This window comes from Companilactobacillus suantsaicola (genome assembly GCF_004745525.1).
In the GTDB taxonomy this organism is placed as follows: domain Bacteria; phylum Bacillota; class Bacilli; order Lactobacillales; family Lactobacillaceae; genus Companilactobacillus; species Companilactobacillus suantsaicola.
The window spans coordinates 53,424-64,777 of the sequence record NZ_RKLY01000010.1; the positions used below are offsets into that span (position 1 = coordinate 53,424).

10 protein-coding genes are annotated in these 11,354 nt (G+C 37.0%); 8 read left to right on the plus strand and 2 right to left on the minus strand.

The features are described from left to right. Positions 1-28 precede the first annotated feature (28 nt). Complete coding sequence (locus EGT49_RS05285) at positions 29-1,735, plus strand: glycosyltransferase family protein (protein ID WP_135372241.1); 1,707 nt, start codon at positions 29-31, stop codon at positions 1,733-1,735. A gap of 368 nt (positions 1,736-2,103) precedes the next feature. Here EGT49_RS05285 and EGT49_RS05290 read toward each other — a convergent pair whose 3' ends face one another. Next, positions 2,104-3,492 carry a hemolysin family protein gene (locus EGT49_RS05290; protein WP_135372243.1) on the minus strand — a complete coding sequence of 463 codons (1,389 nt, stop codon included), beginning with the start codon at positions 3,490-3,492 and terminating at the stop codon, positions 2,104-2,106. Positions 3,493-3,718: 226 nt separating this feature from the next. Here EGT49_RS05290 and EGT49_RS05295 point away from each other — a divergent pair, with 226 nt between their 5' ends. The 7 genes from EGT49_RS05295 (at position 3,719) to EGT49_RS05325 (ending at position 8,679) form a co-directional block, all read left to right on the plus strand. Next, positions 3,719-4,279 carry a MerR family transcriptional regulator gene (locus EGT49_RS05295; protein WP_135372245.1) on the plus strand — a complete coding sequence of 187 codons (561 nt, stop codon included), beginning with the start codon at positions 3,719-3,721 and terminating at the stop codon, positions 4,277-4,279. 121 nt (positions 4,280-4,400) lie between these two features. Then, positions 4,401-5,300: a phosphogluconate dehydrogenase (NAD(+)-dependent, decarboxylating) gene (gene gnd / locus EGT49_RS05300; RefSeq protein WP_135372247.1), complete on the plus strand. Its 900-nt coding sequence runs from the start codon at positions 4,401-4,403 to the stop codon at positions 5,298-5,300. A gap of 520 nt (positions 5,301-5,820) precedes the next feature. Continuing rightward, positions 5,821-6,225, plus strand: a complete 405-nt coding sequence (locus EGT49_RS05305) for a fluoride efflux transporter FluC (RefSeq protein WP_135372249.1) — start codon at positions 5,821-5,823, stop codon at positions 6,223-6,225. Continuing rightward, positions 6,222-6,563, plus strand: coding sequence for a CrcB family protein (locus tag EGT49_RS05310; RefSeq protein ID WP_135372251.1), 342 nt, complete (start codon positions 6,222-6,224; stop codon positions 6,561-6,563). The genes EGT49_RS05305 and EGT49_RS05310 overlap by 4 nt, the downstream gene beginning before the upstream one ends. Positions 6,564-6,854: 291 nt before the next feature. Beyond that, the gene (locus tag EGT49_RS05315; RefSeq protein WP_135372253.1) at positions 6,855-7,271 is read left to right on the plus strand and encodes a DUF805 domain-containing protein; all 417 of its coding nucleotides are present in this window, start codon (positions 6,855-6,857) and stop codon (positions 7,269-7,271) included. Positions 7,272-7,282: 11 nt separating this feature from the next. Next, entirely contained in the window at positions 7,283-7,849 is a 567-nt protein-coding gene (locus EGT49_RS05320; protein WP_135372255.1) for an SOS response-associated peptidase family protein, read from the plus strand. 2 nt (positions 7,850-7,851) lie between these two features. Beyond that, positions 7,852-8,679 carry a methyltransferase domain-containing protein gene (locus EGT49_RS05325; protein WP_135372257.1) on the plus strand — a complete coding sequence of 276 codons (828 nt, stop codon included), beginning with the start codon at positions 7,852-7,854 and terminating at the stop codon, positions 8,677-8,679. Positions 8,680-8,709: 30 nt separating this feature from the next. Here EGT49_RS05325 and EGT49_RS05330 read toward each other — a convergent pair whose 3' ends face one another. Continuing rightward, complete coding sequence (locus EGT49_RS05330; RefSeq protein WP_135372259.1) at positions 8,710-11,085, minus strand: hypothetical protein; 2,376 nt, start codon at positions 11,083-11,085, stop codon at positions 8,710-8,712. Positions 11,086-11,354 lie beyond the last annotated feature (269 nt).

Below are 11,354 nucleotides of genomic sequence, written 5' to 3' on the forward strand. Positions count from 1 at the left end.
GTCAATTTTTTTTAGAAAGGTCATATTTATGCAACTAACATTTTTGAAGAAAAAGAACGTTAAACGAATTCTTGTGACTATCTTGACGATACTGCTTTTCTTGGCAGTCAGTGTTCTGGTATTGTACCAAGCACAAATTTTTCAAGGTAAGATCTGGTCATTCTTAGGGACGAGTGATGATCGTTTTCACAATATGCGTGTGGAGGGGTTATATCGTTCAGTTCTAAGGCATCAATATTTTCCTTTCGTGAATATGTCATTTATGGATGGCTTTGGATATATTGTTGACATCTTTTACTCTGACTTTATTTTGTATCCAGCAGTTTTCCTACGTTTATTGGGTTATTCAAGTGCCCAAGCGATGGTAGGTTTGAACATTTTCTTAACCTTTTTGACGATGGGAGTGTCGTTTCTCTGCTTTTACAAGGTTAAAAAGGAATACTGGAGCAGTCTAGTTTTTAGTTTTGTCTACACGTTATCGACGTATCGAATGCATGATATTTTATATCGTCATGATTTAGGCGAAGTTGGCACATTTGTCTTCTTACCAATCGCTCTTTTAGGAATTTATGAAATTTTTTACGGTAAACATCAAAATTGGCTCTATCTAACTTTTGGAATGACGGCAATCATTTATTCGCACGCTATTTCGCCTTTACTGGTAGCAATTCTAATCGTTATAGTAGCGTTATGCCAAATTAGTGAATTGAAGAAAAATCCTAAGAGATTAGTTTCTCTGGGCTGGTCAGTTTTGTGTTCAATGTTATTAACGGCAGCGTATTTTTTACCAATGTTGGAACAGTTGAAACATACTAAATTTGTCTTGTCACAGTCCAAACCTAATTTGGTTGCGGCAGCTAATGATTTTTCAGATATGGCACATGCCAGTTTGAACAATGTCTTTGATCAAGCTAATCCAGGCTTAGTCTTGTTATTTGCGACTATTGTGATTTTTATCTCGGTCTCCAAGATCAAGAATCGAGCCGTTTTACATTTCTCTTTGATCGGGGCCATAATGTTGCTCTGTAGTACAAGGTTGTTCCCATGGGAGCTCTTTAATAAGACGCCACTAAGAATGATTCAATTTCCTTGGCGTTTCTACATGATTGCTTCAATTTTGTTGGCAGTCTTTATCGCTGATGATCCATTGAATATTTTCCAGAAGAGAACAATGAAAATCTTATTGATGGTTTTTGTGACTTTAACAACCGTTTCTTCAGCGTATCGTTTAGTTTCCGCTTCACCACTGCAAAAAAATACCTATCAGACATACAGCAAGCAATTGCCATATAGTATTGGGGCAGGGCAAGAATATTTACCAGTCGGAACTAACGTTAGTGAATTGCAACGGAGTTCTCATAAGGCGAAGGTCGTTGATGGGAAAGCTCGAATTTCTGATTTCAAGCAATACGGCACCGGACTTAGTTTTAATTTTAAACACGCTAAAGATGCCAAAATAGATTTGCCGATCATTGGTTATTATGGTTTCCAAAGTACTCAATCAAAAGGTAAAGTTTCAACCTTGAAGATGGATAAGGAAAACAATAATCTAGCCCAAGTGACTGTGAATGGGAAAGGTAAGGTAGTGGTAGATTACTTTGAAACCACGACTCAGAAGTTGTCGCGCCGGATCTCATTTTTGTCATTAATAATTATCTTGGCAGTTCTGTTCATCAACAAATTGAATTTGATAGATCTCAGTAAAATCGAAGGTTTTAAAAAAGAGAGTAAGTAGTCTGAAAAAATTTAACTAAAAAAGAATAGCCCCGTGGTAATCGAAGTTCAATTACCACGGGGCTATTTGCCTTAATACTCGGGAGTTGCTCATGTCCTGTCCCGTTCTTTAGTTGAAACGAGTTACACAAGAGCAACTCCCTCCGAGATAACAAAATTTCAGGAATCACTCGCAAAGTGCGACGAGTAATTCCTGAAATTACGTTATCCTCCTGGAGCTGACCGCTCTTGTTCCACTCTCTTATTGAAACGAGTTACACAAGCCAGACTCAGCCATATAGCTACATTCCCCAAATCACACACAAGACCGGTGTGCAATTCGTGGAATTAGGCTATCTGTCTGAGTCTAATCGGGCTTGTTCCACTCTCTTATTCTTTCAGGTCATCAACATCAGTTAATGAAGCGAGATTATCTTGTTTTGTGACAGCTTCTTTATCAATTTTTACTTTGAACCAGTTAACGAAACCGTGATCGAATTCGGCAACTTTGAACTTGAAATTACCAAGTTTGAATTCAAAGTTTTTTTGAATATTAGGATACTTTTCAATAATGTAACCACCAACGGTGATGATATCAGAATCTTGAAATTCTGGGATGTCGGTTCTGAAGTAACGTTCGAAATCATAAAGCGTAGTCTTACCAGAAACGTTATAAGAACCATCATCATTTTTAACGATATATTCATCAGAAACATCATCAATTTCATCTTTAACGGTTCCAAAGAGCTCTTCGTAAATATCTTTATCGGTAACGATACCACTAGTCCCACCGTATTCATCAACAACAATAACGATAGGAGTTTGTTTCTTGATCATCTTAGATAAGATATCTTGAATTGGCATAGTTTCTGGTACGGTATTGACTGATCTCAAAATACGACTGATACCAACATCACCGTCAACTTGGTTTTGACGGACAATATCGTAAGCATAGACATATCCGAGAACCTTATCTTTATCATTATCAGCTACAACTGGGAATCTGGAAAATCCTTGTTGAAGGTAATCTTTGATAACGTCTTTAACCTTATCGGTAATATCGACAACGTAAAGGCTAGTCCGATCGACCATGATATCTTTAGCGACCTTATCATTTAATTCGAAGGCACGCTGCATAAAGATAACATCATCTGGTTCCATGTCGCCACCCTTGATTGAAGACTTAGATAGTCTTAAAATTTCGGATTGCGAGAAGACTTCGTTTTCTGAATCAGCAGGTTTCATTCCCATTAAACGGACGATTCCTGAAGCCGAAACGTTTAGTAACCAAACGAATGGATAAACTGCTAAGTGGAAAAATCTCAATGGTGTAACGACTAACATGAGCATTGTCATTGGCATATCAATTGAAATGTTCTTTGGCACGATTTCTGTCAAAACAACTTCCAAATAAGTAAGTAAGAGCACACCAACAATCGAGCTGAGTGCATGTAAACCGCTACTGCCACCAGCAGAGATATGAGCTACGCCGAACACTTCTACTAAAAGATATTCAATTGTGCTTTCACCAATCCAACCTAAGATGATACCAGCGATACTAGTACCAACTTGAGTGGTTGATAAGTACTCGTTGAGGTTGTTGACCATCATTAGAGCACGTTTGAGTTTTTTTACATTACCATCGCCCTTAGCAATTGCATCTTCCAGTTGACTTGACCTAGTTTGAACTAAAGCAAACTCGGCAGCAACAAAGAAGAAGGCAAAAATAAAGGTTAAGAGAATGATAATAAAATTAGTTGTAATTGTAGAACTTGACAATATATGATTTCCCCTTCTGTTCTTGTAAAGTGAATTATACACCAAAGAAAAACCGACTGTGTCGGCTAAGAGTAAATATTTTATTAATACACCTTTAGTATATCCATTTTCATGGTTAAAATATAGCGAGGATGATTTTTAATTTGAACTACAGTGATTTTGTGGTTGAAAGTCGAAAATATTATTTTTATAATGGAGAGAATGAAACAACCTTGGGGGAATCCTTTTGACTAAAGTAAAAAGCAATAACTTATTAACTCCTGCACAAGCTGCCAAGAATTTAGGAATCAGTGTAGCCACATTGCGTAAATACTCATTGATCGTAGAAAAGACTACGGCCAACAATCAATATTTTGAACGTAACAGTCAAAATAATCGTTTGTATACGCAAAAAAATATCGAAAATTTTAAGGAAATGGTGAAATTAAGCCATGGTCCTAAAATGACTCTGGAAACTTCTGCAATGCAGATTTTCCCAGCTGCTGATGCCAAAATTGAAGAATCTAACGGGGACAACAAAAAAGTCGAAGAATTACAAGTGACTGTTGCTAAATTAGAATCTGAAAATAAGAAACGTGAATTGACGATCAAAGAGTTACAAGAAGAACTCAATGATGCTCAAAAAGCCAAAGAACAATTACAAGTTGAACTTGATACTTTGAAACAACAAGCTCAAGAAAAAGTTCAAAGTGCTGATTCACATGAAGATGAAACTATTAAAGAACGTGTAAATGAAAAGGTAAGTGACGACAAAAAAGGTCACTGGTGGAACAAGTTTATGAACTAACCAGCCAATTAAGTCTATGATATCAACCTTTGTCGCAATCGGGTCGTACCAAAATGTTGTTTTTGGTGCGGCTTTTTTATGTATAATTAATCCTTGTGATAACAACTTAGGAGGATTAATTTTGAAATTAGCAATGATTGGGTTAGGCAAGATGGGAATCAATTTAACAGAAAATTTGATTCGCAATGGAAATGAAGTAGTGGCATTCGATTTGAACGACGCTGCCAGAAACGATGCTTCAACACTAGGCGCACACGTTGAAAAGACTTTGGAAGACGCGGTTAAAGAATTAAGTGCTCCTCGTATTGTGTGGGTAATGTTACCTGCAGGTAATCCAACAAACGAAACAATTGATAAACTTAGTGAGATCCTTGATCAGGATGATATTGTGATTGATGGGGGAAATTCATTCTTCGAAGACTCATTAAGACACAACAAAATTTTGACTGATAAGCAAATTAAATTCTTTGATGTCGGAACTTCTGGTGGTATGAGTGGTGCTAATCGTGATGGTAACTTCATGATTGGTGGCGACGATCCAGAAACTTTCGCTTATATTGAACCAATTTTTAAAGGAATCGCTCAAACAGACGGTTACCTTTACACAGGAAAAGCCGGTAGCGGTCACTACTTGAAGATGGTTCACAACGGAATCGAATACGGAATGATGCAAGCTATCGCTGAAGGATTCGATGTTTTGACACATAGCCAATTTGATTACAATAACGAAGCAGTTGCCAAAGTTTGGGAACACGGTTCAGTTATTCGTGGTTGGTTGATGGAATTAACACAATCAGCATTTTCAAAAGATCCTAATTTAGACGAAATCAAAGGCGTTATGCATTCATCAGGTGAAGGTAAGTGGACACTCGATGAAGCCTTGAAATTACAAGTTCCAACTCCAGTTATTGCTGCTTCATTAATGATGCGTTATCGTTCACTAGAAGATGATACCTTTACTGGAAAAGTTGTCGCTGCCCTAAGAAACGAGTTCGGCGGCCATGATGTTGACAAGAAATAACCTGTTTCATAAATTAAAGTAAAAATTAACAGATACAAAAAAGAGGATATTACCATATTGCAGGACTCTGCAATATTAGTAATATCCTCTTTTTTTCCTCTGTTTTTTTGCCGAATTAACCCAACCAAAAAGAATGGCACTTACTTTGGTTATAAAAGATACAGAAAGGTTTTATTAACGGTATTTCCATTAGAAATGACCTCTTGTTTTTCTCTTTTTTAATGATAAATGAATAAAAAAATAAACCTATGATCTAGTCCGGAGCACAATCCCTGTGATGACTCAGCCGCCAAATTCTTGTTAGTGCTTTAGCACTTACAAGAAGACCTAGTTTTGAGATTTTGCGTACTTTGCAAAAGCTCAAAATAGCGTCGGCCGCGTTCCAGCTCATCACAGGGATTGTGCGGAGGACGGCAATTTACACTAACTCACTAACCAAACTAGAACGATATCCCTTACTTTGCTTACCACAATCTTTGAATTATAATAAAACTATATTAATTTCACGAGGAGTTCATTAATGAAAAGGTTAAAAGTTTTTGGATTGTTATTGATTGGAGCGTTTATCGGTAGTAATTTAAGATATTTGGAAAGTTTAGTTTTCAAGCCACAAGATGGTTTTCCATTAGGAACTTTAGTTGCTAATTTAAGTGGAGCGCTAGTTTTGCCATTTCTGATTCATTACTTGCAAGACCGATATCACCTTTCTACTAATACTATTTTGACCTTGAGTACGGGATTATTAGGCTCTTATACGACTTTTTCAACCTTCACTGCTGATTCCTTTCGACTGTTTCAAAACGGTCAATGGTGGCTACTTTTTTGGTATCTGACCGTTACGATGGTCGGAGGGTTTCTCGTAGCGTTACTAGGAAATTATTGGGCTGCTAGTCAGGCATTTAACGATTGGAGCAAGCGCAAATGAATTTTTTAGTTGTAGGTTTTGGAGCGGCAGTTGGGGCTTTTGTCCGTAATGAGTTCACTTTGCTGCAAGTTAAAATCAAAATAGATTTTCCCATTATAACGCTACTGATCAACGTTTTAGGAGCGTTACTACTGGGAGTATTAACTGCACAAATTCGTAGCGGTGTATTATTATTACTATTAGGTACCGGATTTTGTGGAGGTTTCACTACTTTTGGAACTTTCAACATGGAATTAAGTCAGCTATTTTTTCAACGTCGCTTTATGGCGTGTCTTCTTTACTTTGTTTTGACTTATTTATTTGGTATCCTTGGTTTTATTATTGGTATTCGAATTTAGAGTTCTTGTTCAGGGTTAGTTATAAAGAAGCTTTAATAGTGATATTTAATTATTATTTTTGAAATAAATAATAGAACTAAAATTTAGTCTGGAGCACAAGCCCTGTGATGACTCAGCCGCCAAATTCTTGTTAGTGCTTTAGCACTTACAAGAAGGCCAATCTTTGAGATTTTTCCGAACTTGAAAAAGCTCAAAGTTGCGCCGGCAGCGTTCCAGCTCATCACAGGGCTTGTGCGGAAGACGGCAGTTAACACTAACACAGTTAAGAGCCGAATTTAGGAGAAATTTAAAATGAAAGAATCAGTTTGGAATGAAAGTTTTCGTCCCGGAATCTTTGCTTCAACAAAATTATATTTTCAAGATTTATTCGTCGGCGCAAAACGTATGAGTCGTAAGGACTTTTGGTGGGGCTTTTTAGGAATGTCAGTTGTCGCTTTTGTGATTATGGGCTTATTAGGCTTTATCATTACTAAAATGCCAGTTGATGATTTTTACTGGAGTTCAATCGTTGGTGTCGCCTTTGCAATTACTTGGGGTTATTATTTGATTTCTATTTTTACCGCTGCCATTCGCAGATTGCATGATCGTAAAATGCGTGGTTGGTGGGTCCTTTTACCAATTATTCCAGTAATTGGTGATATAGCGTTAATTATCTTGTTGTGTTTACCACAAAGAGATTTTGGTAATCAATGGAATAGAACACTCTAAGAGGTGGAAAAATGTGTGGACGTTTTTTGTTTCAGCCGGATCAAAATGAGGAGATCGGGCGAATTTTTAAATTAGCCTATGATGCCGGATATGATGTTAAAGTTGGTGAAGTTTTCCCAACTGATGAAACGACCTTGATAGTAGCCGGTCCAAAACAAGTTAAAGTAGTTGGCATGAAGTGGGGCTTTCCCGGTTTTAAAAAAGGCCAATCAATTATCAATGCGCGTAGCGAAACCGTTCAAGAAAAAAAGATGTTCGCAGATTCCTTTTTGAAACGCCGTTGTGTTTATCCGACGACGGGTTTCTTTGAATGGAATAAAGCTAAGCAAAAATATAAATTCAATTTCAGTAACGACCCGCAAACCTTATTTATCGCTGGTTGTTACAATTATTTTGATAGCGTCCCACAAAGTATTTTGTTTACGACTCAACCAAATGAATCGATGATTCAGATACATGATCGAATGCCACTGATTTTACGAAAAAATCAGATCAACGCTTGGATTTATGATAACCAATTCGCTATTGATTTTATCAACGCCGAGATGCCACAATTAGTTTCTGAGGAACAGGGGTAGTAATGAATAATAAAATTCAAAAATTTAGTAACAGTCAAAATTTTTTCCAGTGTCCAATCTGTGGAAAAAGTTTGAAATTGGTTGATAACAGTTTGATGTGTGGAGAAAATCATTGTTTCGACATTTCCAAAAAAGGATTTGTCGATTTTATTTTGAATGCCAAACTGCAAAAAAATTATGACCTAGCTTCGTTTGAGAACCGCCATATAGTCTTAGAACACGGCATGTATGACCACATTGCTAATAAACTAGTGGATTTAGTGAATCACTATCAGTTGAAAAATTTGTTAGATGTAGGTTGCGGCGAAGGTTATTACGCTAAGAAGTTGAGTGAAGTAGCGGAAAATGTTTTAGCGTTTGATATTTCTAAAGACTCGATTCAATTAGCTGCTAAAGGAGTTAATACGCCAGTCGAGTGGTTCGTTGGCGATTTAGCCCACTTACCAATTCAAAAACAAGTTATTTCCGGAATAATCGATGTTTTCTCACCAGCTAATTACGAGGAATTTAAGCGAATCTTGCAGCCAGGTGGTTATGTTTTAAAAGTGATACCTAATCAATCTCACGTTAAGGAATTACGTGAAGTTGCCAAAGATCAATTGAAACAGGCTGAATATTCAAATAAAAAAGTTCTCGACTATTTTGAAGAACATTATCAATTAGTTGACCAAATTGACGTTACAAAGACTTATCAAGTGTCCAAACTAGAACGTAACGCTTTTATCAATATGACACCGTTATTGTTCAACGTCGATAAGAGTAAAATTGACTGGACAAAGGTCAATGAAATTACCGTTGGATCAACGATTTTAGTTGGTCAACGTAAATAAAAAAGCAATCTCACATTTGAGATTGCTTTTTTAAATAGTATCTTGAGCTAACCAGGTGATTTCACCGCTATAAGTACCTGTCTGATTGACACCATCGTTATATAAGAGAATGCCTTCGTTGTTAGACCAATCATCCGAGATGGTATCGTTATAATCTGATGTATCGTTATGGTTAGCAATGTTGATGTAACCACTGTTTAAATCATTTTTAGTGCTGTTGTAGTAAATGAAACCGTTGAAAGAATCATCGTCACTGTTTTGCAGGATTGAAGCTTTTGCAAACAAGTGCCAAACGGTATTGTTACTTTTAACGTGTAAATTCAAATTATTTTGTCTTTTCAACGTGTCCGAATTGCCCAGTGCTTGAATTGTTCCGAAACTCAGTGAGTCGGCACTAACTTCAAGAGATTTATTAGGAATGACATTGACCGTAAAGGTAGCGGTGTTTGAAGTGATACCGTCTTGATCAGTCGCTGTGATGGTGATTTTTTGCGTCGAGTTGAGTTTGAAAATATTCCAAAATTCGCTGTCATTATTGATCAAGTCGTTTTTGATATCGAAGTCGTTACTCAAACTGGCGCTACCATCAGACGTTTTTGCGGCTGTGTACTTCTTACCATTGACGGTGATGGTGTAAAAAATCGAACCCTCCGGACTAGTTAGGAAGTCGTCGCCATTGTCATACTTCAAGATAGTTGATAGTGTGAGGCCCCCATCGCCTTGGAAGAGTAAATCGATTGTTTTCGACTCAGGAGTTAATTGTAATTTATGAGTTTTCTTGTAGCGAATTATAAATTCAGGTGTACTTGCTTCAGAAATTTCGTTTTGACCGGTAAAAATCGAAGCAACTGGCTTAACTGTAACGTCTTTGTCGGTGTTATTGACTGAAGTGCCGTTGATTGTGAAAGTGACATGGGTTGGCAAACCACTATCCGCATCACCCAACAAGCCAGTTCCCGCACTATCAAGCGTTGGAATCGTGATCTTGGTGCCATTTAAGTCATTGGCAGAAATATTTTCAGTCTTGACGGTCTTACCATTATTATCTTTATAAGTGATGGTACCAATATTGTTGTTATCATCGGACTTTACAGTGAAATTGCTAGGTAGATTCAAAACAGGATTAACTTTTTTCCAGCTGTCACGACCAGAATCATAATCTAAGTCGTAATTAATACTCAAGTCGTCGCCGGCTCCGATTGTCTTTGATGCGGTTGAGGAATCTTTGTCGATCGTGCGGTCATTTAAAGTGTGATCGACGATATTTGAAGCAGTTTCGATATAAAGCATGGCAGGAATTGATTCAAAAGCAACCATTTTATCAGCCACATCGTCACTAGTACTGTTGGAGCCAGTAAAGCCCCAGAGAATTTTGTCGGTATCACCGAAGAGCTTTTTGTAATCAACTTTGACTGAATTATCGACTCTAACGAAGTTATTGCTGGAACCGTAATTGTAATTAGCAGTATTGTCGTTAGGATTGATATCATTGAATGAATAACTTAAAGTGGCAGTACCGTCATCATTTGGTTCCCAATGAATTGTCAGATGATGCCAATAAATAGCACGATTGCTTGAATCGATATCATCAACTAAGTTGGCGGATTGAGAAGCTTTGGTGTGGATCATTGAAAAGGCTGAACCAAAAGTGCTGAAACCAGTTGAAAGCTTTTGATAACTATCGGACATTCCGGGATAAGTTACTGCAATGTGTCCGTAGCCACCACCCATACCAAAACGAGCTTCGTCTTTATCAGGATAGTCACTTGGGATGACTAAGTTAGTACTGGTAGTATCGAAGTTGTTTAGTGAGTAATCTTTGTTGGTTGTAAAACCAAGATTGGATGTGTATTTAGAACCGATTTGTTTTGAAAGAATATCTTCCTTGCTAGTATTGTCCAGTTCGGTATCGAATTCCAAAGCCAAACTATTTTGGATAGCTGTACTAGCAATACTTTGGGCAGTATAAGTTTTGGGATAAGTATAGGTCTTAATAAGTTCACCAACATCAATCGTATCACGCTGCATGGTACCATAATCAGTACCATAAACGCCTAATCCTTCAAAACCAGCGCCTAAGGCGTTGATTCCATTGGTATCGTTTTGAAGTACAAAGGCCATACCTTCACCATTAGTCAATTGGTCACTTCCAGAACCGTCACCAAAATATAACCAGGCAGAGATAGTCTGGTCTTCATCAACTTTCAAGTAGTTTTTGGCTGACTCTTTTGACCAGTAGGCACCAACAGAATTGGCACCACTGGCAAGATCCATGATTTGATTGTTACCACTGACGGTAGTGGCGGAGTTAGTTTTAAATTTTGCATTAGAACTAGTTCCGTGCTCGAAATATTGGGTAATGTCCAAACCGTTTGGAACCGAAGCAATGGCATCACTTTTAGACATTGCGGCCGAAACATGATTAATTTTTAAATTTAAATTTATGAGAGTTAATAAAATTAATACACTAAAAAAAATATTCCTTTGTTTATTTTTCATAAAGCATCCCTCAGTTTATATCGTTTATAGATATAATAATAATCCTCAATAAATAAAAATTAGTTTCAATAATAATAAAAAAACTTATCCAAAAGTAAACTATAAATTAACTAAAAAAGAAATACAGACAAAAACGAACGTATGTTTTAAAATGTTAGTAAGCAAATATTAGGAGG